The sequence below is a fragment of the Sinomonas sp. B1-1 genome, assembly GCF_050474465.1.
GTDB classification, from domain to species: Bacteria; Actinomycetota; Actinomycetes; order Actinomycetales; family Micrococcaceae; genus Sinomonas; species Sinomonas flava.
On record NZ_JBCHVF010000001.1, the window covers coordinates 788788 to 813571 of the forward strand.

At 72.1% G+C, this 24784-nt stretch carries 19 protein-coding genes and 1 tRNA gene; 5 read left to right on the forward strand and 15 right to left on the reverse strand.

The window, feature by feature from the left end; all coding sequences use genetic code 11:
* Positions 1-100: 100 nt before the first annotated feature.
* From rho to ACQ5BE_RS03740, 7 genes are all read right to left on the reverse strand, one after another.
* On the reverse strand, positions 101-2236 hold the full coding sequence (rho, locus tag ACQ5BE_RS03710; protein ID WP_430295525.1) for a transcription termination factor Rho: 2136 nt from the start codon (positions 2234-2236) through the stop codon (positions 101-103).
* A 355-nt stretch (positions 2237-2591) separates the two neighbouring features.
* Entirely contained in the window at positions 2592-3599 is a 1008-nt protein-coding gene (gene thrB, locus ACQ5BE_RS03715; protein WP_430295526.1) for a homoserine kinase, read from the reverse strand.
* Positions 3600-3604: 5 nt separating this feature from the next.
* Complete coding sequence (gene thrC / locus ACQ5BE_RS03720) at positions 3605-4723, reverse strand: threonine synthase (RefSeq protein ID WP_344298472.1); 1119 nt, start codon at positions 4721-4723, stop codon at positions 3605-3607.
* Positions 4723-6102, reverse strand: coding sequence for a homoserine dehydrogenase (locus tag ACQ5BE_RS03725; RefSeq protein WP_430295527.1), 1380 nt, complete (start codon positions 6100-6102; stop codon positions 4723-4725). Before ACQ5BE_RS03725 ends, thrC begins: the two co-directional genes overlap by 1 nt.
* Before the next feature lie 17 nt (positions 6103-6119).
* Positions 6120-7655, reverse strand: a complete 1536-nt coding sequence (gene lysA / locus ACQ5BE_RS03730; RefSeq protein ID WP_430295528.1) for a diaminopimelate decarboxylase — start codon at positions 7653-7655, stop codon at positions 6120-6122.
* 3 nt (positions 7656-7658) lie between these two features.
* Complete coding sequence (gene argS / locus ACQ5BE_RS03735; RefSeq protein WP_430295529.1) at positions 7659-9317, reverse strand: arginine--tRNA ligase; 1659 nt, start codon at positions 9315-9317, stop codon at positions 7659-7661.
* Positions 9318-9326: 9 nt separating this feature from the next.
* Positions 9327-10631, reverse strand: a complete 1305-nt coding sequence (locus ACQ5BE_RS03740) for an MFS transporter (RefSeq protein WP_430295530.1) — start codon at positions 10629-10631, stop codon at positions 9327-9329.
* A gap of 22 nt (positions 10632-10653) precedes the next feature.
* Here ACQ5BE_RS03740 and ACQ5BE_RS03745 point away from each other — a divergent pair, with 22 nt between their 5' ends.
* The 4 genes from ACQ5BE_RS03745 to ACQ5BE_RS03760 all read left to right on the forward strand — a co-directional run bounded on the left by ACQ5BE_RS03745 (position 10654) and on the right by ACQ5BE_RS03760 (position 16345).
* Positions 10654-10890 carry a DUF2630 family protein gene (locus ACQ5BE_RS03745; RefSeq protein WP_430295532.1) on the forward strand — a complete coding sequence of 79 codons (237 nt, stop codon included), beginning with the start codon at positions 10654-10656 and terminating at the stop codon, positions 10888-10890.
* A 122-nt stretch (positions 10891-11012) separates the two neighbouring features.
* Positions 11013-11085 (forward strand) — tRNA-Arg (locus ACQ5BE_RS03750).
* A gap of 79 nt (positions 11086-11164) precedes the next feature.
* On the forward strand, positions 11165-15307 hold the full coding sequence (hrpA, locus tag ACQ5BE_RS03755; protein WP_430295533.1) for an ATP-dependent RNA helicase HrpA: 4143 nt from the start codon (positions 11165-11167) through the stop codon (positions 15305-15307).
* 54 nt (positions 15308-15361) lie between these two features.
* A complete protein-coding gene (locus tag ACQ5BE_RS03760) occupies positions 15362-16345 on the forward strand; it encodes a beta-ketoacyl-ACP synthase 3 (protein ID WP_430295534.1) in 984 nt (327 codons plus the stop codon).
* 21 nt (positions 16346-16366) lie between these two features.
* Here the strand turns inward: ACQ5BE_RS03760 and ACQ5BE_RS03765 are convergent, their stop codons facing one another.
* From ACQ5BE_RS03765 to ACQ5BE_RS03775, 3 genes are all read right to left on the reverse strand, one after another.
* The gene (locus ACQ5BE_RS03765) at positions 16367-16795 is read right to left on the reverse strand and encodes an HIT family protein (RefSeq protein ID WP_430295769.1); all 429 of its coding nucleotides are present in this window, start codon (positions 16793-16795) and stop codon (positions 16367-16369) included.
* A 104-nt stretch (positions 16796-16899) separates the two neighbouring features.
* Positions 16900-17808 carry a sulfurtransferase gene (locus tag ACQ5BE_RS03770; RefSeq protein ID WP_430295535.1) on the reverse strand — a complete coding sequence of 303 codons (909 nt, stop codon included), beginning with the start codon at positions 17806-17808 and terminating at the stop codon, positions 16900-16902.
* Between the two features lie 112 nt (positions 17809-17920).
* A complete protein-coding gene (locus tag ACQ5BE_RS03775) occupies positions 17921-18595 on the reverse strand; it encodes an MBL fold metallo-hydrolase (RefSeq protein WP_430295536.1) in 675 nt (224 codons plus the stop codon).
* Between the two features lie 79 nt (positions 18596-18674).
* Here ACQ5BE_RS03775 and ACQ5BE_RS03780 point away from each other — a divergent pair, with 79 nt between their 5' ends.
* Positions 18675-19196: a Fur family transcriptional regulator gene (locus ACQ5BE_RS03780; protein WP_430295537.1), complete on the forward strand. Its 522-nt coding sequence runs from the start codon at positions 18675-18677 to the stop codon at positions 19194-19196.
* Here the strand turns inward: ACQ5BE_RS03780 and ACQ5BE_RS03785 are convergent.
* The 5 genes from ACQ5BE_RS03785 to ACQ5BE_RS03805 form a co-directional block, all read right to left on the reverse strand.
* Positions 19193-20107, reverse strand: a complete 915-nt coding sequence (locus ACQ5BE_RS03785; RefSeq protein WP_430295538.1) for a metal ABC transporter permease — start codon at positions 20105-20107, stop codon at positions 19193-19195. The genes ACQ5BE_RS03780 and ACQ5BE_RS03785 overlap by 4 nt on opposite strands.
* On the reverse strand, positions 20104-20937 hold the full coding sequence (locus tag ACQ5BE_RS03790) for a metal ABC transporter ATP-binding protein (protein ID WP_430295539.1): 834 nt from the start codon (positions 20935-20937) through the stop codon (positions 20104-20106). Before ACQ5BE_RS03790 ends, ACQ5BE_RS03785 begins: the two co-directional genes overlap by 4 nt.
* A complete protein-coding gene (locus ACQ5BE_RS03795; protein WP_430295540.1) occupies positions 20934-21902 on the reverse strand; it encodes a metal ABC transporter solute-binding protein, Zn/Mn family in 969 nt (322 codons plus the stop codon). Before ACQ5BE_RS03795 ends, ACQ5BE_RS03790 begins: the two co-directional genes overlap by 4 nt.
* A gap of 160 nt (positions 21903-22062) precedes the next feature.
* Positions 22063-23136, reverse strand: a complete 1074-nt coding sequence (locus ACQ5BE_RS03800; RefSeq protein ID WP_430295541.1) for a hemolysin family protein — start codon at positions 23134-23136, stop codon at positions 22063-22065.
* On the reverse strand, positions 23136-24470 hold the full coding sequence (locus ACQ5BE_RS03805; RefSeq protein ID WP_430295542.1) for a hemolysin family protein: 1335 nt from the start codon (positions 24468-24470) through the stop codon (positions 23136-23138). Before ACQ5BE_RS03805 ends, ACQ5BE_RS03800 begins: the two co-directional genes overlap by 1 nt.
* Positions 24471-24784: the final 314 nt, after the last annotated feature.

Genomic DNA, 24784 nt, shown 5'->3' on the forward strand with positions numbered 1-24784 from the left:
GGGTCAGTCAGCTGCCTGATTCTCGCACCCGGGCGCATCCCGGGGCCACGACGACGGCGGCCGGCACCGGGGATACCGGGCCGGCCGCCGTTCGGGTCAGCTAGTGCTTGTCGTTCTCGCCCTTCGAGGCGAGCGTCGTCTTCTGCACCTGGAGGAGGAACTCGACGTTCGAGCCCGTCTCGCGGATCTTCGTGGTGAGCAGCTCGAGCGCCTGCTGGGTGTCGAGGCCGGAGAGCACGCGGCGCAGGCGCCACATGATCTTGACCTCTTCCGGCGAGAGCAGGTTCTCCTCGCGGCGCGTGCCGGACGCGTTGACGTCCACGGCCGGGAAGATGCGCTTGTCGGCGAGAGCGCGGGACAGCCGCAGCTCCATGTTGCCGGTGCCCTTGAACTCCTCGAAGATCACCTCGTCCATCTTGGAGCCCGTCTCGACGAGCGCCGTGGCGAGGATGGTCAGCGAGCCGCCGTTCTCGATGTTCCGCGCGGCGCCGAAGAAGCGCTTCGGCGGGTACAGCGCGGCCGAGTCGACACCGCCGGAGAGGATGCGGCCCGAGGCGGGCGCGGCGAGGTTGTACGCGCGGCCGAGCCGGGTCATCGAGTCCAGCAGCACCACGACGTCCATGCCCATCTCGACGAGGCGCTTGGCGCGCTCGATCGCGAGCTCGGCCACCGTCGTGTGGTCGTCGGCCGGGCGGTCGAAGGTCGAGGCGATGACCTCGCCCTTCACCGAGCGCTGCATGTCGGTGACCTCTTCGGGACGCTCGTCGACGAGCACCATCATGAGGTGGACCTCGGGGTTGTTCACCGTGATCGCGTTCGCGATGGACTGCAGGATGAGCGTCTTGCCGGCCTTCGGCGGGGAGACGATGAGGCCGCGCTGGCCCTTGCCGATCGGTGCCACGAGGTCGATGACGCGCGGGCCGATCTTCTTCGGGTCGGTCTCGAGGCGCAGGCGCTCCGAGGGGTACAGCGGGACGAGCTTGGTGAACTCGACCCGGCCCTTCATCTCCTCGGGGCTCTTGCCGTTGACGCTCGTGACCCGCACGAGGGCGTTGAACTTCTGGCGGCCGCCCTGCTGCTGGCGGTTCTCCTCGCCGTCGCGCGGGGCGCGGATGGCGCCGACCACCGCGTCGCCCTTGCGCAGGCCGTGCTTCTTGACCTGGGCGAGCGGCACGTAGACGTCGTTGGGACCGGGCAGGTAGCCGGAGGTGCGGATGAAGGCGTAGTTCTCGAGGACGTCGAGGATGCCCGCGACGGGGACCAGGACGTCGTCCTCGGTCACCTCGGTGTCATCGACGTCCGGACCCGCACTGCGGCCGCGGCGGCGCTCGTTGCGGTCGCGGAACCGCTCGTTGCGGCCGCCCTGCTCGCCGCCGTCGCGGTCGCGGCCACGGCGCGAACGGCGCGAACGGCGCGAGCCGCCCTCGTCGCCGTCGCCCTCGTCGCGCCGGCCCTGGCGCTCCTGGCCCTCGTCGCGCCGGCCCTGGCGCTCCTGGCCGTCCTGGCGGTCCGACCGCTCGCGGCCCTCACGGCCACGGCGCTGGCGGCCCTCGCCGGCCTCCTGCTGCGGGGCCTCGGCGGGCTGCTGGGCAGCGCGCTCGGCCTCGGCGGCCTTCTGGGGCGCCTCCGCAGGCGCCTCGGCGGGAGCCTCGGCAGGCGCCTGGTTGCGCTGCTCGGGGGCAGCAGTCTCGGTGCCGGAGCCCTGGGCGGCCTCGGCGCGGCGGCTGCGGCCGCGGCTGCGGACCGGGCGCGTCGGCTCAGCCGGCGCCTCGCTCGGGGCGGCAGCCTCGACGGGAGCGGCCTGCGCGGCCGCGCCCTCGGAGGCGGGGGCCGCGGCAGGCGCGGGCGCCTCGAGCAGTGCGGACTGGCCTTCGGCCGCGGGGCTCACGACGCCGTCGCTCCCCGCACGACGGCGGCTGCGCCGGGCGCGGGGGGCGGGCTCGGCCGCGGGGGCCTCGGCGGCAGCGGCCGGCTCGGCAACCGGGGTCGCAGCGGCCTCGGCGGCCGGAGCCTCGCCCTTGGCCTGCGCACGGCCGGCGGGGCGGCCCACGGGCTCGCCCTTCTGGTGTGCCGAGATGGCGGCGACGAGGTCGCCCTTGCGCATGCGGGAGCCACCGGTGATGCCCAGCTGGGAGGCAAGCGCCTGGAGCTGTGCGAGCTTGAGACCGGCGATCCCCTTGGACTCGGATGCCGAAGCGGGGTCCACTGCTGGGTTCAGCTCAGTGGTCTGTGTCACGGATGTTCCTTCCGGATCGATTGCGTGGCCAGGGGCCAACACATCGTGGTCGCGGCCGTCGGCGACAGCGGCGGCCAGGCTGGGTGACCTGCGGGGCCATGGAGGCCGGGCAGGCCCGTCGTCTAGCTGCTCGTCCGAGCTGGCAGCAGGGCTGGATCGCTGCTTGCCGAACAGTCTGTGGGGACAGTCGCAATCAGCCTGACCGGCTGCGAGCTGGAGGAGCGGCACCCCGTGCCGAGAAACTGGACCAGAAGGCGGCGATCACAGTGCCACCGGGCCGGGAAACGATGTCCCTGACCGTGTGTCCCTGTGTCGCCGGACGGTGTCTATCCGGGTACGCCGAACTGAGGCAGATTCACCGTGGGTGCAGGTCCACTCTAGCACCTTCGCGGTCGACAGCCAGACGAAGGACACGCCACGAGGTCACAGATTCGTCACCCTGCTCGGGATCGAGCGTTCCGGCGCCCACGCTGTGCGCGAACCGCTCGACGGCGTCCTGCACCTCGTCGGCCTCCGCCGCACCGTCGGCGAGGGCCAGGACGGTGGGACCGGCGCCCGAGACGACCGCGGCGTGCCCCTCGGCACGGAGCCGCTGGATGAGCCTCGCGCTCGGCTCCATCGCGGTCGAGCGGTAGCTCTGGTGCAGGTAGTCCTCGGTCGCCGGCAGGAGCAGGGACGGGTCCTTCGTGAGGGCGTGCACGAGCAGCGCCGCGCGTCCGGAGTTCGCCGCCGCGGCGTGGTGCGGGATCGATGAGGGCAGGAGCGAGCGGGCGAGCTCGGTCGAGAGCTCGAAGTCCGGGATCGCGACGATCGGCACCACCGTGTCGACGACCTCGGCGACCGCCGTGCGGAACGCCTCGCCCTCCTGCCAGGACAGGGCGAGGGAGCCGAAGATCGCGGGGGCCACGTTGTCGGGGTGCCCCTCGATCTCGCTGCACAGCTGGAGGACCCAGGCCCGGTCGGGCTGGTCCGCCGGCTCGACCAGCGCCGCCGCGGCGAGCACAGCGGCGACGGTCGCCGACGCCGACGAGCCCAGTCCGCGCCCGTGCGGGCTCACGTTCTCCGCACGCAGGAGCAGGCCGGAGCGAGCGTAGCCGAGCCGGGCGAGGGCGGCGTCCAGCGTGCGCACGACGAGATGCGACTCGTCCCGCGGCAGCGTCTCCGCCCCCTCGCCGCTCAGCTCGAAGGCGAGGCTCCCGTCGTCGGTCGTCTCGACGGTCACGGTGTCGTACAGCGCCAGGGCGAGTCCCAGGCTGTCGTAGCCGGGACCGAGGTTCGCGCTCGTGGCCGGCACCCTCACGGTGACGCGCTGTCCGGCCGCCACCGTGCGCAGGGACTCAGCGGCCGTCGTCGGAGCCGTCATCGCTTCTACTCGAGCCCCAGCTCGGCCGCGACGGTCACGACGTCGTTGCTCACCTTGACGGGCTCGACCTCGGCGCCGTCGGCGGTGCGGAGGGCCCACTGGGGGTCCTTGAGCCCGTGGCCGGTCACCGTGCACACGATGGTCTTCCCGGAGGGCACCTCCCCCGCGGCGTGCTTCTTGAGCAGGCCCGCGACGCTGGCCGCCGAGCCGGGCTCGACGAACACTCCCTCCTTGGAGGACAGCCAGCGGTGCGCGGCGAGGATCTCCTCGTCGGTGACGGAGTCGATCAGGCCGCCGGACTCGTCGCGGGCGGCAACCGCCGTCTCCCACGACGCCGGGTTGCCGATGCGGATCGCGGTCGCGATGGTCTCGGGGTGGGTGATGGGGTGGCCGGCGACGAACGGGGCCGCGCCGGCGGCCTGGAAGCCCCACATCACGGGCAGCTTCGTCGCCACGGCCGCCAGGGTGCGCGGCTCGGCGTCGCCGCCGTGTGCCGGGTACTCAGTCTCCGCGGCGTACTCCTTGTAGCCCTTCCAGTACGCGGAGATGTTCCCGGCGTTGCCCACGGGGAGGACGTGGATGTCCGGGGCGTCGCCGAGGGCGTCGACGATCTCGAACGAGGCAGTCTTCTGCCCCTCTATGCGGGCCGGGTTGACCGAGTTCACGAGGAACACCGGGTACGAGTCGGCGAGCTTGCGAGCGATCTCGAGGCAGTCGTCGAAGTTGCCGTCAACCTGCAGGAGCGTCGCGCCGTGCGCGATGGCCTGGGACAGCTTGCCGAGCGCGATCTTGCCCTCCGGGACGAGGACGGCGCAGGTCAGGCCTGCCGCGGTCGCGTAGGCGGCGGCGGACGCCGAGGTGTTGCCCGTGGACGCGCAGACCACAGCCTTCGCCCCGGCCTCGACGGCTGCGGTCATGGCCATGGTCATGCCGCGGTCCTTGAAGGAGCCGGTCGGGTTCATCCCCTCGACCTTGAGGAACACCTCGGAGCCGGTGAGCTCGGAGAGCTTCTGGGCGTGGACGAGGGGCGTGCCGCCCTCGCCGAGGGTGATCACGCGGGTGGACTCGCTGACGGGCAGGCGGTCGGCGTATTCGCGGATGACTCCGCGCCACTGGTGGGCCACTAGACTCCTTCGACTCGGAGGACGCTCGTCACGGATTCGACGACGTCGAGGTTCTTGATGTCCGCGACGGTCGCGGCGAGGGCTGCCTCGGAGGCAGGGTGGGTGACGAAGCGCAGCTCGGCCCGTCCTCCGGCGCTCCAGCGGTCGGCGGCCGCGAGGCCGGGGCCGCCGTCGACGGTCTGGCGCATGGTCTCGATCGAGACTCCGTGCTCGGCGAAGACGGCGGCGACGCGGGAGAGCACACCCGGCTGGTCCGCGACCTCGAGCCCGATGCTGTAGCTCGTCGTGACGGCGTCGAGCCCGAGGATGGGCAGGGCACGCGTGGCGGCGCCGGGGGCTCCGGGAGCGCCGGCCGCGATGCGGCGTGCGGTGGAGACGACGTCGCCCATGATGGCCGAGGCCGTCGGGGCGCCGCCCGCCCCCGCGCCGTAGAACATGAGCGAACCCGCGTTGTCTGCCTCGACGAACACCGCATTGAAAGCCCCGTGCACGGCCGCGAGGGGGTGCTTGCGCGGGAGCAGCGTGGGATGGACCCGGACGCTCACGCCCTCGGCCGCCGACCCGTCGGCGCTGTCCCCGGCGGTGATGAGCTCGGCGATGGCGAGCAGCTTGATGGTCATGCCGGCATCCTGCGCGGCTGCGATGTCGTCGGCGGTGACCTTCGTGATGCCCTCGCAGCGCACGTCCTCGAGGGAGACGCGCGTGTGGAAGGCGAGGGAGGCGAGGATCGCGGCCTTGGCCGCGGCGTCGAGGCCCTCGACGTCGGCCGTCGGGTCCGCCTCGGCGTAGCCAAGGCGCTGGGCCTCGGCGAGGACGTCGGCGAACTGGGCGCCAGTCGTGTCCATTGCGTCGAGGATGAAGTTCGTGGTCCCGTTGACGATCCCGAGCACGCGGGTGATGCGGTCGCCGGAGAGGCTCTCGCGGATGGGCCGGATGATCGGGATGGCGCCGGCGACGGCGGCCTCGAAGTTGAGGTCGGCGTTGTTCGCGCTCGCGGCGTCGAACAGTGCCGCGCCGTCCTGGGCGAGGAGTGCCTTGTTGCCGGTGACGACGGACGCGCCGTTCTTGAGCGCGGCGAGGATGTGCGTCCGGGCCGGCTCGATCCCGCCCATGAGCTCGATCACGAGGTCTGCGCCCGCCACGAGCTTCTCCGCGTCGGTCGTGTACAGCTCGCGGGGAAGCTCGACGTCGCGGGGGGCGTCCACGTTGCGCACGGCGATGCCTGTGAGCACCAGGCGGGCCCCCGCCCGCGCGGCCAGGGCATCGGCGTCCTCGAGGAGGATGCGGGCCACCTGGGAGCCCACGGTCCCTCCGCCGAGGAGGGCGACCTTGAGCACCTTCTCGGCGCCGGGGGCTTCGAGCCCACTCGTCTCAGTCATCGTCTCTCCCATTCGTCTCAGGCTCCCATGTCGCGGGAGAGCAGGTCGTCCTCGGTCTCCGGGCGCACAATCCAGCGCGCCTCTCCCCCGCGCACGGCGAGGACACCCGGGCGGGCGAGGTAGTTGTAGTTGCTGGACAGGGCCCAGCAGTAGGCGCCGGTTCCGGGGACGGCGAGCAGGTCGCCGGCGCGGACGTCCGCGGGGAGGTACGCGTCGCGCACCACGATGTCGCCGCTCTCGCAGTGCTTGCCGACCACACGCGTCAGCTGCGCAGGCGCCTCCGAGGTGCGGTTCGCGAGCACGACCGAGTAGTCGGCGTCGTACAGGACCGGGCGAGCGTTGTCGCTCATGCCGCCGTCGACCGAGACGTACCGGCGGACAGCGGTGCCGCCCATCCCGCCGGCTGGCAGGTCCACGACGACGTCCTTGATCGTCCCGACCTCGTACAGAGTGAACGTCGTCGAGCCGACGATCGCGCGGCCGGGCTCGATCGAGATGCGGGGCGCGGTGATGCCGAGCTTCTCGCAGGTCTCGCGCACGACGCCGGCCAGCGCCTCCGCGATCTCGGCCGGCGGTCGGGGCGCGTCCCCCGGCAGGTAGGCGATGCCGTACCCGCCGCCGAGGTCCAGCTCCGGCAGCTCGACGCCGTACGCGGAGCGCATCGACGCGACGAAGGCCAGGAGCTTCACGGCGGCGAGCTCGAAGCCCTCGGGCTCGAAGATCTGCGAGCCGATGTGGCAGTGGACGCCGAGCAGCTCGATGCTGTCGTGGCCCGCGGCGGCAGCGATGGCCTCCTCGGCCATGCTCGCGGTACCGTCAGCGCCACTGTCCGCGCCGGCGCCCGTGAACCCCTCGCTGGCCGTGCCTGCGGCCATGGAGAGCCCGAACTTCTGGTCCTCGTGCGCCGTGGCGATGAACTCGTGGGTGTGCGCGTGCACGCCGGGGGTCAGGCGGAGCATGACCTTGGCGCGGGGGGCCTCCGATCCGTGCGGCCCTGAGCCGGGAGTGTCCGTGCCGCGCGCCGCGGCGATGCGGGCGACCCGCTCAAGCTCGTCGAGGCTGTCCACGATGATGCGGCCCACGCCGTTCCCGAGGGCGCGTTCGATCTCGGCGTCGGACTTGTTGTTGCCGTGGAGGCCGATGAGCTCCCCCGGGACGCCTGCGCGCAGGGCCACGGCGAGCTCGCCGCCCGAGGCCGTGTCCACCCGCAGGCCTTCCTGGTGGGCCCAGGCGGCCACCGCGGTGCAGAGGAACGACTTGCCCGCGTAGTAGACGTCCACCCCGCCGCACACATCGGCGAAGGCCGCGTCGAACGAGTCCTTGAACGCGCGTGCACGCGCCCGGAAGTCGGCCTCGCTCAGCACGAAGACCGGGGAGCCGAACCGGGACTTGACCTCGCCGACCGGGAGGCCCGCCACGGTGAGGTCGCCGCCCGGGCCGCGGGCGACGTCGTGCGCCCAGAGTGCGGGGACGAGCTCGTTGAGGTCCGAGGGGACGGCGAGCCACTCGGGGGCGAGGGGCGAGCCGGCGGCCTGCGCGGTGCTCTCAGCCACGCCTCACATCCTCTCCGGCGCCGAGACGCCGAGCAGGGACAGCCCGTTGGCCAGGACCTGGCTCGTGGCGTCGTTGAGCCACAGGCGCGTGCGGTTGAGGTCGGTGACCTCGTCGTCGCCCTGGGGGGCGATGCGGCAGTTGTCGTACCAGGAGTGGTAGGCGCTCGCGATGGTCTCGAGGTGGCGCGCCACGCGGTGCGGCTCGCGGAACTCCGCAGCCTTGCCCACGATCGAGGGGTACGCGGCGAGGTGCGCGAGCAGCTCGTTCTCGGTGGGGTGGTCCAGGAGCGCGGCGTCGAACGCGTCGGCGCCGTCCACGGTGCGGTGGACGCCGGCGGCCTCCGCGTTGCGCGCCGCGCCGCGCGAGCGGGCGTGGGCGTACTGGACGTAGAACACGGGGTTCTCGTTGGAGTTCTTCTTGAGCAGCTCGGGGTCGAGGGTGAGCGGCGAGTCCGCGGGGAACCGCGCGAGCGAGTAGCGCACCGCGTCCTTGCCGAGCCACTCGATGAGGTCCTTGAGCTCGATGATGTTGCCCGCGCGCTTGGACAGCTTCGCGCCGTTGACCGAGACGAGCTGGCCGATGAGGATCTCGATGTTCGTCTCGGGATCGTCGCCGGCGCAGGCCGCGATGGCCTTGAGGCGGTTGACGTAGCCGTGGTGGTCGGCGCCGAGGAGGTAGACCTTCTCGCCGAAGCCGCGGTCCTTCTTCGTGAGGTAGTACGCGGCGTCGGCGGCGAAGTACGTGGGCTCGCCGTTGGCGCGGATGAGGACGCGGTCCTTGTCGTCGCCGAAGTCCGTGGTGCGCAGCCAGACCGCGCCGTCGGCGTCGAAGACGTGGCCCTGCTCGCGCAGGCGCTTCACGGCGGACTCGATGGCCCCGGACTCGTGCAGGCCCTCCCGCTCGGAGAAGTAGACGTCGAAGGTGACGCCGAAGGCCGCGAGCGTGGCCTTGATGTCCTTCATCTGCGCGGCGTAGGCCGCCTCCCGGACGATCGGCAGCGCGGCCTCGTCGGTGAGCTCGCGCACGTCGGGATGCGCGGTGAGGACCTCGTGGCCCAGGTCCGCGATGTACTGGCCGGGGTAGCCGCCCTCGGGCACGTCGCGGCCGTGCAGGCGCGAGAGCACGGAGTTCGCGAACACGTTCATCTGGTTGCCGGCGTCGTTGATGTAGTACTCGCGCGTCACGTCGGCCCCGGAGGCCTTGAGCACCCGCGCAATCGAGTCGCCGAGCGCGGCCCAGCGGGTGTGCCCGATGTGCAGGGGGCCCGTGGGGTTCGCGGAGACGAACTCCATGTTGATGACGTGGCCCGCGAGGGTGTCGTTGGTGCCGTAGTCGGGGCCGGCCTCGACGATGGCCTTCGCGAGCGCGCCTGCCGCGGCGGCGTCGAGCGTGATGTTGAGGAAGCCGGGACCCGCGATGTCGACGCCCGCGACGCCGGCGAGCGCCTCGAGGCGGACGGCGAGCAGCTCGGCGAGCGCCCTCGGCGGCATGCCTGCGCGTTTGCCCAGCTGGAGGGCGATGTTGGTGGCCCAGTCGCCGTGCTCGCGGTTCTTGGGACGCTCCACCCGAACGTCCGTCGGCACATCCACAGAGATCTCGCCGGCGCGGACGGCGTCGGCGAGGCAGGCGGATACAGCGGCAGAAAGTTCTTCGGGAGTCACCCCCATAGCCTACCGGCGCGGCCCGCGCGAGCCGAAACCGCGCTGGGAGGATGCGGGTTCTGCTACGGGCTCGACCACGCGGGGGTGGTCGTCGATGAAGTGGGGACGGCTGATGACCCACCCCGAGGCGGCCAGGACCACGAGGGTCGCGCCGAGGAACGCGAACGTGGCCCCCCATCCGCCCGTCGCGTCGTGGAGGAGCCCGGCCGGGAGCGGGCCCGCGCAGGCGACGATGTAGCCGATCCCCTGCCCGAAGCCGGACACGGCGCCGGAGGACTGGTGCGTGCGTGTGCGCAGGTTCACGAGGACGAGCGCGAGCGGGAACGTCGCCGGGCCGAGCCCCGCGAGGGTCGTCCACACCCATGTCGCCGAGCCGGGGGCGAGCCAGAGGCCCGCGTAGCCTGCCGCGAAGCAGACCACGCCGAACGCGACGATGGGGAACGGGTTCCTCAGCCGGGCCGCGAGGACGGGCACCACGAGGCTCAGCGGCAGCCCGATGCCGGAGAACAGCGCGAGCTGGAATCCGGCGTCGGCGGCGCTGAGCCCTGCACCGGTCAGGATCGAGGGGAGCCAGCCGAACATCGTGTACGTGTTCAGCGAGGAGCAGCCGAACACGAGCGCGAGCGCCCACGCCGCGGGCGCGCGCCAAGGGCGCACGACGACGCGTGGCCGGGGCGCGGATCCGCCCTCGCCCGTCTCAGGGCTCGCCGCGGGGACGCCTCTGCGGCGCCCGGGCCAGACGCTGAGCCACGGGAGGATGGCGACAGCGTTGACCGCCGCCCACCAGCCGACGGACGCGCGCCAGCCTGCGGCGTCGGCGACGGGCACAGCGACGAGGGGCGGGATGGTGGTGCCGAGGCTGATGATCGTCACGTAGAGCGCCGTGACGAGGCCGATCCGGTCGGGGAAGTACTTCTTGACCATGGGCGGCAGCACCACGTTCCCCGCACCCATCCCGGCGAGCGCGAGGGCGGAGCCCGCCAGGAACGTGCCGGTCTCGGGCGCGACGGCCCGCACCGCCTGTCCGAGCCCGGAGGCCGCCATCGCGGCGACGGCGATGGCCTCCACGCTCCATGCACGCATCAGGAGCGGGGTCAGGAGCCCCGCCAGCCCGAACAGGGCGGTCGGGAGCATCCCGAGCACGCCGATGAGCCACGACGGGAGCGCGATGTCCTGCCCGATCGCGGTGGTCAGCGGGGGGACGCTCGTCACCGCCGTCCTCAGCGTGAACGCCACCACCAGCAGGCCGACGAGGACGAGGAGGCGGCCGCGCCAGGCTCTGGACCCCCGGGCCGCACCATGTTCTTGTGCCACCCCCTGACGCTATCGTGCTGGTATGGACAAGGACATCCAGGACCGGATCCGCGAGCTCATCGACGAGGAGCACGCCCTCCGCGGCTCGCCCGGCGCCGGCAGCGAGGAGAAGGGCACCGGGCGCCTCGGGGAGGTGGAGGCACAGCTCGACCAGTGCTGGGACCTCCTGAGGCAGCGCCGGGCCAAGCGCGAGTTCGGCGAGGACCCCGACGAGGCCACCGTTCGGCCGGCGGACGTCGTGGAGAACTACAAGGAGTAGCCCTGGTTCGCCGCCTGGCCCGGGCGCCGCGGGCGCCGCGCCTCCCCGGTTTGCGCGCGGCCCCGGAGCACCTGATAAGCTCGGTGAGTTCCCGCAGGGGAGCGTCCGGAAAGAAATGGAATGCCCTCGTAGCTCAGGGGATAGAGCGTCTGCCTCCGGAGCAGAAGGCCGTAGGTTCGAATCCTATCGAGGGCACCGCAGAAGGCCCCGCCGAAGCAGTTCGGCGGGGCCTTCGACGTACCCGGGCCGGCTCCGCCACTAGAATGGACCAGCCATGGCGCTCACGATCACCTATCCCGAAGCCCTCCCTGTCTCCGAGCGGCGCGACGACATCATGGAGGCCATCGCCGCGCATCAGGTCACGGTGATCGCCGGGGAGACGGGCTCGGGCAAGACGACGCAGATCCCCAAGATGTGCCTTGAGCTCGGCCTGGGCGAGAAGGGCCTCATCGGCCACACGCAGCCCCGCCGCCTCGCCGCCCGCACGGTCGCCGAGCGCATTGCCGAGGAGCTCGACGTCGAGCTGGGGCAGGAGGTCGGCTTCCAGGTGCGGTTCACCGGAGAGGTCGGACCGCAGACCAGGGTCAAGCTCATGACCGACGGCATCCTGCTCGCCGAGATCCAGCGGGACCGCCTGCTGAAGAAGTACTCGGCGATCATCATCGACGAGGCCCACGAGCGCAGCCTCAACATCGACTTCATCCTCGGCTACCTCAGGCGGGTCCTCCCCCAGCGCCCGGACCTCAAGGTCATCATCACCTCGGCGACGATCGATCCCGAGCGGTTCGCGCGCCACTTCGCGGCTCCGTCGCCGGAGGCGGGAGAAGAGCCGGTTCCCGCGCCCATCATCGAGGTGTCGGGACGCACCTATCCCGTCGAGATCCGGTACCGGCCGCTCACGGCCGCCCCGGGCGAGGCGGGCGACGACGGGGAGGAGGACGACGCCGTCGCGCGCTCGGACGACGCGCTCGAGGAGGACCGCGACCCCGTCGACGCCGTGTGCGACGCCGTCGACGAGCTCTCCCGCGAGGCCCCCGGGGACATCCTCATCTTCTTCTCCGGCGAGCGCGAGATCCGCGACGCCGCCGACGCCCTCGCGGGCTCGATCCAGAAGAACCCGCGCATGGCGAACGCGGAGATCCTGCCGCTGTTCGCGCGGCTCTCGCTCGCCGAGCAGCACCGGGTGTTCACCCCGGGCGGCCGGCGGAGGATCGTCCTGGCGACCAACGTGGCCGAGACGTCGCTCACCGTCCCGGGGATCAAGTACGTCATCGACACGGGCACGGCGCGCATCTCGCGCTACTCGCACCGCACCAAGGTCCAGCGGCTGCCGATCGAGCGCGTCTCCCAGGCCTCCGCGAACCAGCGGGCCGGCCGCTGCGGGCGCGTCTCCGACGGCATCTGCATCCGCCTCTACTCCGAGGAGGACTACCTCTCGCGCCCGGAGTTCACCGACCCCGAGATCCTGCGCACCAACCTCGCCGCCGTCATCCTGCAGATGACCGCGATGGGGATCGCGCGCGGCCCGAAGGACGTCGAGGCGTTCCCGTTCGTCGAGCCGCCCGAGTCCCGCGCGATCAACGACGGCGTGACCCTCCTGCGCGAACTCGGCGCCCTCGCCGAGCCGGCCAGTGCGAAGGAGGCGACGAGCGCCGAGGCCACTCGTGGCACGAGGGGCGCGAAGGGCGGCCTCACCGCCGTCGGGCACCAGCTCGCCCAGCTCCCGGTCGACCCCCGGCTGGGGCGCATGATCGTCGAGGCGGCCAGGCGCGACTGCGCGCGCGAGGTCATGGTGCTCGCAGCCGCCCTGACCATCCAGGACCCCCGCGAGCGGCCCTCGCAGGAGACGGGCAAGCGGCAGGCCGCGGACGAGAAGCATGCGCGCTTCAAGGACGAGAACTCCGACTTCACGGGCTACCTCAACCTCTGGAACTACCTGCAGGAGCAGCAGCGCGAGCTGTCCTCCTCGGCGTTCCGGCGCCTGTGCAAGGCAGAATTCATCAACTTCCTGCGGGTGCGCGAATGGCAGGAGCTGTACGCGCAGCTGCGCCAGCTGGCCCGCCCGCTGGGCATCTCACCCGGCCAGGGCCGCGCGACGGACACCCGGCTGGAAGCAGCAGCGAAGCACGACGCCGTGCACCAGTCCCTCCTCGCGGGCCTGCTGAGCCACATCGGGCTCCTCGACGAGCGCAAGCGCGAGTACGTCGGCGCGCGCGGGACGCGCTTCGCCGTCTTCCCCGGGTCGGCGCTGTTCAAGAAGAACCCGACCTACGTCATGGCGGCCGAGCTCGTGGAGACCAGCCGCCTCTGGGCCCGCACCGCCGCGAAGATGGACCCCGCGTGGGGCGAGCTCGTGGCGCCGCACCTGGTCAAGCGCTCCTACTCCGAGCCGCACTGGTCCAAGCGGGCCGGCTCCGTCATGGCGTACGAGAAGGTCACGCTCTACGGCGTGACCCTCGTGGCGCAGCGGCGCGTCAACTACGCGCGGATCGACCCGGCGCTCGCCCGCGAGCTGTTCATCCGGCACGCGCTCGTGGAGGGCGACTGGCACACGCGCCACCACTTCTTCAAGCGGAACCGCGCCCTCCTCGACGAGGTCGAGGAGCTCGAGACCCGGATGCGGCGGCACGACCTGCGCGTGGACGACGAGGCGCTCTTCGACTTCTACGACCGCCGGCTCCCCGAGGGAATCGTCTCCGAGCGGCATTTCGACGCCTGGTGGAAGAAGGCCAGGCACGAGGACCCGGACCTCCTGGACTTCGACCGCGAGCTCCTGCTGCGCGAGGAGGCCGCCGCCGGGGACGATGCCGCGTACCCCACCGTCTGGCGCCAGGGCGGCTTCGACCTTCCGCTCTCCTACGAGTTCCACCCCGTGGCACCCGGCGGCACGCCGGACCCGAACGACGGGGTGACCGCAGAGGTCCCGGTGCTGTTCCTGAACCAGCTCGATCCCGAGCCGTTCCGGTGGCAGATCCCGGGCCAGCGGGTCGACCTCGTGACGGCGCTCATCAAGTCCCTGCCCAAGCAGGTCCGGAAGAACTTCGTGCCCGCCCCCGACGTCGCGCGCCGGGCCGTCGCCGCCCTCGAGGCGGACTTTGACCCCGCGCACGACCGGATCGAGGAATCCCTCGGGCTCGTGCTGCGCCGGCTCAAGGGCCAGATCGTGCCCCCGGGCTCGTGGAACTGGGACGCCGTGCCGCCGCATCTGAAGTTCTCCTTCAGCGTCGTCGACCCGCGGGGGAAGGTCCTCGGCTCAGGCAAGGACCTCGTGGCCCTGCAGGAGCAGCTCGCCCCCGCCACGCGCCGCGCCATCGCGGAGTCCCTCGGTGCGACCCCGGGCAGCACCGCCCCGCCGAAGTCACCCCGTGTGGACTCGAAGTCACCCCGTGTGGACGCGAGGTCACCCCGTGTGGACCCGAAGTCACCCCGTGCCGAGAAGACCTCGCCCAACGGACGCACGACGGCGCGCCCCGCCGAAGGCGGCGGAGTCACGGCCCGCGGCGGACTGGCAGAGCGCGGCGGACTGGCCGAGCGCAGCGGACTGACAGAGTGGAGCGTGGGGACCATCCCGCGGACGGCGAGCACCGTCGTCGCCGGCCACACCGTCACGGGCTACCCGGCCCTGACCGACGAGGGCAGCACCAAGGCCTCGCCGAGGGGCACTGCGGGCCTGCGCGTATTCCAAAGCGAGGAGGACCAGCTGCGTGCCCACCGGGCCGGGGTGATCCGCCTCCTGGCCCTGCGCATCCCGTCGCCGGACCGCTACGTGCTCGAGCACCTCAACAACCGCGAGAAGCTCACGTTCAGCCAGAACCCGCACGGATCGGTCGCGGGGCTGATCTCCGACTGCGCGATCGCGGCGATCGACCGGCTCGTCCCCGCCGCACTGCCGTGGGACCGCGCCGCCTTCGACGCCCTCTACGACGAGGTCCGTGCCGAGCTGATCGACACGGTCTTCAAGGTGACCGCCATCGTCGAGCAGGTCCTCGCCTCCTCGATGCGGATCAGCAAGCAGCTCAAAGGCTCCACGAGCCTGGCCCTGATCAGCGCACTGAACGATGTCAAGGCCCAGCTCGAGCAGCTCGTCTACCCCGGCTTCGTCGCCCGCACCGGGTACGCGCAGCTGATGCACCTGCCCCGCTACCTGCGCGCGATCGAGCGCCGCCTCGAGAAGCTCCCCGCCAACGTCCAGCGCGACGCCGTCGCGATGGCCACGGTCCAGGCCCTCGAGGACGACTACGACGACGCCGCCGCGGCCCTCGCCCCCACGGGACGCAACGAGGCCAAGCTCGAGAAGGTCCGCTGGATGATCGAGGAGCTGCGGGTGAGCCTGTTCGCCGTCGAACTCGGCACCGCGGGGAAGGTGTCCGAGAAGCGCGTCCGCCAGACCCTGAACGAGGCGCTCGCCCCGGCGTAGTCCGCCGGTGCGCCGCGCCCGCCACTGCCGACTTCCACGAGAGAGAGGATCCCCATGAAGCTCACGGTCGCCCACGGTCCGGCCGGGACCGAGATCGCGGGGCTCGGCCATGCCCAGCCCCGCCGCGTCATGGACAACCATGAGCTCGAGGGCATGATGGACACGTCCGACGCCTGGATCCGCCAGCGCACCGGGATCGTCACGCGGCGCATCGCCGCCGAGGGCGAGACCGTCAAGGACCTCGCGATCCCCGCCGCGCGGATGGCCCTCGAAGACTCCGCCGTGGCCGCCGAGGACATCGACCTCGTGGTGGTCGCCACCACGACGGCCGCCGAGCGCTCCCCCAACACCGCCGGCCGTGTGGCCGAGGCCCTCGGACTGGGCCGCAACGGACGGGGGCCGGGGATCATCGACATCAACACCGCGTGCTCGGGCTTCGAGTACGCCCTCGGCATCGCCGACCAGTCCATCCGTGCCGGCAGCGCGAGCCACGCGATCGTCGTGGGCGCGGAGACGCTCTCCGCCGTGACCGACTGGACGGACCGCACGACGGCGGTGCTCACCGCGGACGGTGCCGGCGCCGCCGTCGTGCGCCCCTCGCAGACGCCGCGGATCGGCCCTGTGGTGTGGGGCTCGCGCGGCGACATGGCCAACGCGGTGAGGATCTCGCCGCCGTCGGGCAGGTTCTGGCAGAACGGCCGGGAGGTGCTGCGCTGGGCGCTCACCAAGGCGCCGGAGCACGCGCGGGAGGCCGTCGCGGCCGCCGGGCTCACCCTGGACGACATCCAGGTCCTCGCCGCGCACCAGGCGAACCTGCGCATCATCGAGCCGCTTGCCGAGGCGCTGGGCCTGACCGACCGGATCGTCATCACGGATGTGACGGAGTCGGGCAACACCTCGGCGGCGAGCGTCCCGCTCGGGCTGAGCAAGTGGTGGCACGCCGGACGGATCCCCGCGGACGTCCCTGCCCTCCTGTTCGGGTTCGGCGGCGGGTTCACCTTCGCGGGCATGGTGGCGATGACGCCGCGGAAGGCCTAGGAGACGGGTCTCAGGCGGGTCTCAGGCGGCCGGGACGTGGTCCCCGTGCCCTGAGGCGCGCAGGGCCGCGCGGATCTTCTCGGCGGCCGCGTCGAGGACGGCCGGGTCGGGGTTGTGCTGGGCGCGCTTGAAGTCGTACTCGGCCTCCGAGTTGGAGGGCCAGACGTGCAGGTGCAGGTGGTTGATCTCGAACCCTGCGATGATCAGCCCCGCGCGCGCCGCGCCGAACGCCTCGACCTGCGCCGCCCCGATGGTCTGGGCCACCGCGGTGAGCCGGCCCCAGAGCTCCGGCGAGGCATCGGTCCAGCGGTCCACCTCCTTGCGCGGCACGACCAGCGTGTGGCCCTCCGCGAGGGGCCCGATGCTCAGGAACGCGACGACGTCGTCGTCCTTCCACACGAAGCGTCCGGGCAGCTCGCCCTCGATGATGCGCGTGAACAGCGTGCTCATGGCTTTCCTCTCGTTGCCCTGGTCGGAGGCCCCCTCCGCACTCGCGTGAGTGCCGAGGGGGCGGCGGAGCTTGTCCACCCCGGGCAGGATGGGGCGTCCCGGGGTCATGCCCGCGCTCCTCGGCTCATGGATCCGACGCTATCCGATGCGGCGGTCTCCCCGTCGCCCGTGGCCACCGGCCGGGCGGGGTCCCTGGACCACTGCGAGTAGGAGCCGGGGTAGAGCGCGGCGTCGATGCCCGCGATGGCGAGGGCCGCGACGTCGTGCGCGGCCGTGACGCCGGAGCCGCAGTAGACCGCTACGTCCCGTCCGGGCACTGCACCGAGCGCGGCGTAGCGTTGGCGCAGCGCGTCGGCGGGCAGGAACGTCCCGTCCGGGGCGAGGTTGCCTGACGTCGGGGCGCTGACGGCGCCGGGAATGTGGCCCGGCCGCGGGTCCACGGGCTCGACCTCGCCCCGGTAGCGCTCGGCTGCCCTCGCGTCGAGCAGCACGCCGCCCTGGCCGGTGAGGGCGCCGACGGCATCGGCGTCGATCCGCGGCAGGTGGTGCCCGGAGAGGTGGACACCGCCGAGCGCGGGGACCTCCCGGCCGCGCTCGAGGGCGAGCCCGGCGCGCGTCCACGCGGCCAGTCCTCCGTCGAGGATGCGCACGTCCTCGACGCCCGCGTCCCGCAGCATCCACCAGGCGCGCGCGGCGGACTGGCCGGCGGAGTCGTCGTACACGACCACCGGGTCGCCGTCGTCGATCCCCCAGCGTCTGGCGGTCTCCTCGAAGCTGTCCGGCGCCGGCAGCGGGTGCCGGCCGCCGGCGGCCTCCTCGGCGCTTCCCGGCTGGACCGGCACGGCGAGCTCTGTCTCGAGGTCCGCGAACACGGCGCCGGGGATGTGGCCAGCCTCGTACGCCGCCAGGCCGTGGGGGGCGCCGAGGGACCATCGGACGTCCAGGACGACGGTGCGGGCGCCGGAGTCGAGCCGGCCGGCGAGCTCCGCCGGGGATACAAGGACCTGGGTCATCAGTGCCACTCCTCTTCACGGACCGGCCCCTTGTGGGCGCCGCGTCTGGCGCGCGGCGGTGACGCCGGCGCTGACGTCCAGAGTAGTCGCTGCCCTGCGGCTGTCCGGGGAGCTACAGGTCGACAGACTCGCCCGGTTCGAGGTGCACGTACTCGGTGCCGTACTTTGCCCCGATCCGCTTGGCGTGCCCCTCGGCGATTCCGGTCCCGCGCTCGTTCAGGAGGGCATTGTGGATCGGGTAGGCCCGAGTCGCCCCGACGGCGATCATGAAGTCCAGGACCTCGCCGACCTTGCTCCAGGGCGCATGGATCGGCACGAGCAGCGTGCTGACGCTGACCCCGTGTGGGACGGTGAAGGAGTCGCCCGGGTGGAACACCTCGCCGTCCACGAGGTAGCCGATGTTCGCCACCACGGGCACGCTCGCGTGGATGAGCGCGTGCTGGCTGCCGAAGGTCTTCACGTGGAAGCCTGCGGCGTCGAACTCCGTCTCCGGCTCCGCCACGTGGATGCGGTCCGCGGCCGACGGCGCGGCCTCCTTCAGCTGGTCCGCCACCGCCGCGGGGGCCCAGGCCTCGAGGCCGGTGTCCGCTGCGAGCGCGGCGCCGGTCCTGTCGAGGTCGAGGTGGTCGGGGTGCTCGTGGGTGACGAGGAAGGCCTGGGCACCATCCAGGGCCTCCTCCACCTCCGAGAAGGTGCCGGGATCGATCACGAGGACCCGGTTCCCGCCGGCGGGGCCGCCCGGCTTCTCGAGCCTGATGCACGCGTGGGTGAGCTTCGTCATGCGCATGGCGCCAGTCTAGAACCGCCTCTTGCTAGGCTGGAGGATCGACTGCGCCGGAGGACTGCCGGCGTTCGAGGGAGGAACGGTGGCGGAGAGAACCCGCACGACGGCCCGGGCATCGGAGAGCGCGGGACGGCCCGCGGCACGCGAGCAGCGGGTCACCAAGCAGCGGGTCGCCGTCTCGGCGGCGCTCGACCGGCTCGAGGACTTCGTGAGCACCCAGGAGCTGCACCGCATGCTCCACGACGAGGGGGCGTCCGTCTCGCTCGCCACGACGTACCGCATCCTGCAGTCCATGGCCGAGGAGGGCCTGGTCGACGTCCTGCGCAGCGACGAGGGCGAAGCCGTCTACCGCCGCTGCGAGGCCACCGGGCACCATCACCACCTGGTGTGCCGGCGATGCGGGAAGGCCGTGGACATCGAGGCCCCCGCCGTCGAGACCTGGGCGAGCCGTGTGGCCCGCGAACACGGCTACACCGCCGTGGAGCACACCGTGGAGATCTTCGGCCTCTGCCCCCAGTGCACCGCGCTGGCCGCACAGGAGCGTGCCGATGGGCAGCCTGGCGGATCCGCCGAGGCCGGGGACGCGGGCGAGGCGGGCAGCTAGCGCGAGGCCGCGACCGGCGTCGTGCGCTGAGGCTCCCCCGGCGTGGGCTGCAGCCGGCCGTTCAGGGCCCGCCGCCGCCGGTACCAGCCGATGCTGGCGCTCACCGCGTAGATGACGAACGACAGCGTGGTGATGTACGGGCTGATGGGGAGCCTGCCGCCGAGTGCGAGCAGGATCCCGCCCACCGTCGCGGCCACCGCGAACCCTACGCTGAGCACGAGCACGAGACGGGGCGAGGACGTCACCTTCAGGGCGGCCGCGGCCGGGGTGATGAGGAGCGCGAGCACGAGCAGCGCGCCGACCACGTGGATCGACAGTGCGACGCTCACGCCGAGGATCAGCAGGAACGCGATGGAGAGCCCGCGCACCGGAACGCCGCGGGCATGGGCCATCTCGGGGTCGACGCTCGCGAAGGTGAGCGGCCGCCAGATGGCGGCGAGGGCGAGCACGACGGCGAGCGCGGTCACCGCGAGCAGCTGCAGCTGCACGGTGTCGACGGCGACGATCTGTCCGGTGAGGAGTCCGAACTTGTTCGCAGCGCGGCCCTCGTAGAGGGCCAGACAGAGGATGCCGAGCCCCAGCCCGAACGGCATGAGGACGCCAATCACGGAGTTCTTCTCCCGCGCGCGGCCGCCCATGAGGGCGATGACGAGCGCGGCGACGACAGAGCCCGCGAGGGAGCCGAGCACGACGTCCGCGCCGAGGAGCAGCGCGAACGCGGCGCCGGCGAACGAGAGCTCGGAGATGCCGTGGACGGCGAACGCGAGGTCGCGCTTCATGACGAACGTCCCGACGAGGCCGCCGAGCAGGCCGAGCACGGCACCCGCCCACACCGAGTTCTGGACGAGCGCGAGGATCTCCCCGTAGTTCTCGAAGGAGAAGATGCTCCCGAGGATGTCGGACAGGCTCATGCGGGCTCCGTCTCGTGGTGGTCGCCGGGGAGGTGGTAGTGGGTGGTGGCATCGGGCAGGCCCACGACCACGATGCGGCCGTTGACCCGCGAGACCTCGACGCGGCCGCCGTAGAGCGCGGAGAGGACCTCGGTGGTCATGACCTCTGACGGGGAGCCGATCCGGAAGCGACCGTCCGCGAGGTACAGGACGCGGTCCACGTAGTCCAGGATCGGGTTGATCTCGTGGGTGACGAACACGACCGCGGCGTCGTTGGCGCGGCGCTGGTCGTCGATGAGCTGGCTGACGGCCTGCTGGTGGTTGAGGTCGAGCGAGAGGAGCGGCTCGTCGCACAGGAGCACGCGGGGGCTGTCGGCGATCGCCTGCGCGATGCGGAGCCGCTGCTGCTCGCCGCCGGAGAGCTGGCCGACCGGCACCTTGGCGTACTCGCGGGCACCCACGCGCCCGAGCAGGTCGTCCACCTGCGCGTCGACAGCCCGGTGGCGCAGCCGGAAGCCCCAGCGGTGACCGTCGATGCCGAGGCCGACGAGGTCCCGCGCGCGCAGGGGCGTGTCCGGGGCGAAGGCGCGCTGCTGCGGGATGTAGCCGATCCCCTCCCCCCGCTGCCCGGCTGGGTGACCCGCGATCTCGACGGTCCCCGAGCTGAGCGGGAGGACGCCGAGGAGCGCTTTGAGGAAGCTCGTCTTCCCGCTGCCGTTGGGCCCGAGGACGGCGAAGAACTCACCCGGCTGGATATCGAGGTCGAGCCCGGACCAGAGGGTCCGGTCGCCGAACGCGAGGGAGGCGCCGCGCAGCCGGACAGCCGGGACGCGCGCGTCGGGGCCGCTCATCCGAGCGCCTTCGCGAGCGCGTCGGCGTTCCCCTGCATCCAGCCCGCGTAGTCGGTTCCCTGAGGGAGCGTCTCGGTGAACTCGACGACGGGAACTCCCGCGGCCTCGGCCGCCGCCCGGACCTGCTTGGTCTGGGGGCTCTCCGTCTGGGGGTTGTAGGCCAGGACCGCGACCCCCTTGGCGGCGAGGAGGTCCAGCGTGGACTTGAGCACTGCCGGCGGGACGTCCTGCTCCTCTTCGACGGCCTCGAGGAAGCCCGGCGGCGTGGCGTCCTTGAGCCCCGCGTCTTCGAGGAGATAGGACGGGACGGGCTCGGTGAGCGCGGCGGCCTTGCCGGAGTGGGCCTGCCTGATCGCCGCGAGCGTTCCCTCGGCGGCTTCGAGCCGCTTCGCGACCGCGGCGGCCCGCTCGGTGAAGTCCGCCGCCGAGGAGGGCTCGAGCTCGCCGAGGCGCTCGGCAATCGCTGTGACCACAGCCTCCATCGCGTGCAGGTCGTACCAGACATGCTCGTTGGATATGTGGGCGTGGCCGGTGTGGGCGCTGGCCGAGGGGGCGGCGGACGACGGCGCCGGCTCGCCCGAGCCGCCCACGCCGCCGCCGAGCCCGCTCGCCTCGACGGCGTTGAGGACCGAGGACGCCTCGGGCCGGGCGTCGGCGAGGAGGGAATCCATGAACGGGTCGTAGCCCCCGCCGTTCTCGATGACGAGCCTGGCCTTGGACACCGCGAGGCGGTCCTGGGTCGTCGCCTCGTAGGAGTGCGGGTCCTGGGTCGGCTTGCTGACGATCGCGGTCACGTGCACGCGGTCCCCGCCGATCGTCTGGGCGAGGTCCCCGTACACGTTCGTCGAGGCCACGACCGAGATCGTGTCCCCGCCGCCGCCCTGGCCCGGCGTCGGGGCGCAGCCGGCCAGGAGAAGGGCGGCTGCGGCGCCGAGGGCGGCAGTGCGGAGCAGGGAAGAACTCACAGGTCCTCAGTTCGGGTCGGCGGGAGGGGGTCGAGGGGGCGCGAGGCGACTGCTCCCGCTGGCCGTGGACCGGACAACTGAGAACGAGTCGCAACACAGACACTCTACCGCTTCTTGGGAACAATTCCCATCTAGCGCCCCGGCCCCCGCCCGGCTGCCCCTACCTCGCCGCGCCGCCGTTCTCCCTGCGGCGCACGACGGCGTTCTGCGTCGCGTCCCTGATCTCGCCGACGAGCTGCTCGATGACGTCCTCGAGGAACACGACGCCGCGCGTCGCACCCTCCGGGCCGATGACGCGCGCGAGGTGGAAGCCCGACTTCTGCATCGTGGAGAGGGCGTCCTCGATCTCGGCGTCCAGCCCCAGGTTGGCCAGCGAACGGACCCTGCTCTCCCCGATCGGCCGGCCGCGGTGCTCAGGGGCGATGGCGAGCACGTCCTTGACGTGCAGGTACCCCACGAGCTCGCCGTCGTCGTCGACCATCGGGAAGCGCGAGAACCCGGTCTTGGCGACCGCCTTCTCGAACTCCTCGGGCGTGGCCGTCGCGGGGAGCGAGACGAGCTCCTCGACCGGGACCATGATCGACTCGGCCGTCTGGTCGGAGAACTCGAGGGCTCCCGAGAGCAGGCCCGACTCGTCGTCGACGAGGCCGTGGCGCGTCGACTCCGCGACGATCGACTGCACCTCCTCGAGGGTGAAGCTCGAGGTCACCTCGTCCTTGGGCTCGACCTTCATGAGGCGGAGGATGCCGTTCGCGCTGCCATTGAGGAGATGGATCACCGGACGGACCACCCGCGCGACACCCATGAGCGCCGGAGCGAGCAGGAGTGCGGCGCGGTCGGCGGCCGAGACGGAGATGTTCTTCGGGACCATCTCGCCGAAGGTCACGTGCAGGAACGTGACGATCGCCAGCGCCGCCACGAAGCCGATGCCCCCGGCCAGCTCCTCGGGGAGCCCCACCGCGTGGAGGGGGTCGCCGATGAGGTGGTGGATCGCCGGCTCGGCGACCTGGAGGATGAGCAGCGAGCACACTGTGATGCCGAGCTGCGCGCACGCGAGCATGAGCGAGACGTGCTCCATGGCGCGCAGCGTGGTGGCGGCGCGGCCCGAGCCCGCTTCGGCAAGCGGCTCGATCTGGCTGCGCCGGGCGCTCATGATGGCGAACTCGGCACCGACGAAGAACGCGTTGCCGAGCAGGAGCACGGCCAGCCAGAGGATCCCGGCCCAGTCGCCCATCAGGCAGCCCTCCCGCCGTCGCGCGTGCCCTCGGCCATCTGCGGCTCCTTGGGCGGGACGAACTTGAGCCGGTCCACGCGGCGCCCGTCCATGCGGACCACGCTGAGCTCGCCCCCGCCGATCTCGAGGGTGTCCCCGACCGCGGCGACACGTCCGAGCGCGCTCATGACGAAGCCGCCCACGGTTTCGTATGCGGGACTGTCGGCAACGCCCAGCCCGGGCACCTGCTCCGACACTTCGTCGGGGCGCATGAGGCCCGAGAAGTACCAGTCCCCCGCAGCACTCTGCAGGACCCCGGGAGCGAGCCGGTCATGCTCGTCCGAGACCTCGCCCACGATCTCCTCCACGAGGTCCTCGAGCGTGACGATGCCGGCGGTCCCGCCGTACTCGTCCAAAACGACGGCGAGCTGCAGGTTCCCGTCGCGCAGCTGGGAGATGAGCGCGTCGAGGTGGATGGTCTCGGGGACCCGCAGCACCTCCGTCATGATGGCTCCCGCCTGCAGCGAGTGCCGGCGCTCCGCCGGAACGGCCACGGCCTTCTTGACGTGGACCAGCCCGCGGACGTCATCGGGCGAGTCCCCGATCACTGGGAAGCGCGAGTGGCCGGTGCGCCGCGCGGCCTCGACCACAGCGTCGACGGACCCGTCGGCATCCACGGTCGTGACCCGCATGCGCGGGGTCATGACGTCGGCGGCGGTGCGCTCCGCGAAGCTCAGTGTGCGGGCGACGAAGCGCGCTGTCCCCTCGTCGAGCGTGCCGAGCTCGGCCGACCGGCGGACGAGGGAGGCGAGCTCGGCGGGCGACCGCGCCCCGGAGATCTCCTCCTTGGCCTCGATGCCCATCTGGTGCAGGACCCGGTTCGAGAAGCCGTTGAGCACGACGATGGCGGGCTTGAACACCGCGGTGAACAGGAGCTGCGACGGGGCCACGGCGCGGCCGACGGCGAGTGCGCGGGCGATCGCCAGGTTTTTCGGCACGAGCTCGCCGATGAGCATGGAAAGGAACGTGGCGAGGACCATCGCGGCGGTCAGCGACACCGCGGTAGCGCCCGGGATGCCGAGGGCCGCGAGCGGGCCCTCGAGGAGGCGGCCCACCGAAGGTTCCATCACGTAGCCGGTGAGGAGCGTGGTGAGGGTGATGCCGAGCTGGCAGCTCGAGAGCTGGGTCGAGAGGCTCTTGAGGCAGCGCAGGAGCGCCTCTGCACCGGGTTCGCCGGCGTCGATGCTGCGCTGGACGGTGGCCTGGTCGAGGGCCACGAGGGAGAATTCGACGGCCACGAAGAAGCCCGTGCCGAGAATCAGGAGCAGGCCGGCGGCCAGGAGGAGCCATTCCATCTCAGGAATCGGGCCCCCAGAGGGTGCGGCGGCGCGCCGATGGGCGCCACGGGTGAACAAGTACACGGTGTCTGCCGGCGCTGCGGTCGCGGAGCCCCGGAAGGGGCGCACGGCCGGGCCGGCATCTAGAGGTGCCGTCCATAGTCATTCCAGCCTATCAGCGACGGCGCGGTGTGATAGCGGACTCAGATTGCCCGATTCCGCGCGCAGGTCACTAGACTATTCAGGAGTGTGTGGGCCCTGACGGGGTCCACGGCAGTCGGCGGATCCAGCCGGCCCCCTCGGACAGCCCCGTGGAGAACACGGTCCCGATG

What these genes read in the sequence shown, in the direction of transcription:
- ACQ5BE_RS03800 (WP_430295541.1), bottom strand. Translation starts at nt 23,136, where the DNA reads ATGGGCGACTGGGCCGGGATCCTCTGGCTGGCCGTGCTCCTGCTCGGC.
- ACQ5BE_RS03785 (WP_430295538.1), bottom strand. Translation starts at nt 20,107, where the DNA reads ATGAGCCTGTCCGACATCCTCGGGAGCATCTTCTCCTTCGAGAACTAC.
- ACQ5BE_RS03745 (WP_430295532.1), top strand. Translation starts at nt 10,654, where the DNA reads ATGGACAAGGACATCCAGGACCGGATCCGCGAGCTCATCGACGAGGAG.
- ACQ5BE_RS03805 (WP_430295542.1), bottom strand. Translation starts at nt 24,470, where the DNA reads ATGGAATGGCTCCTCCTGGCCGCCGGCCTGCTCCTGATTCTCGGCACG.
- ACQ5BE_RS03775 (WP_430295536.1), bottom strand. Translation starts at nt 18,595, where the DNA reads ATGCGCATGACGAAGCTCACCCACGCGTGCATCAGGCTCGAGAAGCCG.
- thrB (WP_430295526.1), bottom strand. Translation starts at nt 3,599, where the DNA reads ATGACGGCTCCGACGACGGCCGCTGAGTCCCTGCGCACGGTGGCGGCC.
- ACQ5BE_RS03790 (WP_430295539.1), bottom strand. Translation starts at nt 20,937, where the DNA reads ATGAGCGGCCCCGACGCGCGCGTCCCGGCTGTCCGGCTGCGCGGCGCC.
- hrpA (WP_430295533.1), top strand. Translation starts at nt 11,165, where the DNA reads ATGGCGCTCACGATCACCTATCCCGAAGCCCTCCCTGTCTCCGAGCGG.
- ACQ5BE_RS03770 (WP_430295535.1), bottom strand. Translation starts at nt 17,808, where the DNA reads ATGACCCAGGTCCTTGTATCCCCGGCGGAGCTCGCCGGCCGGCTCGAC.
- ACQ5BE_RS03725 (WP_430295527.1), bottom strand. Translation starts at nt 6,102, where the DNA reads ATGACTGAGACGAGTGGGCTCGAAGCCCCCGGCGCCGAGAAGGTGCTC.
- ACQ5BE_RS03765 (WP_430295769.1), bottom strand. Translation starts at nt 16,795, where the DNA reads ATGAGCACGCTGTTCACGCGCATCATCGAGGGCGAGCTGCCCGGACGC.
- ACQ5BE_RS03760 (WP_430295534.1), top strand. Translation starts at nt 15,362, where the DNA reads ATGAAGCTCACGGTCGCCCACGGTCCGGCCGGGACCGAGATCGCGGGG.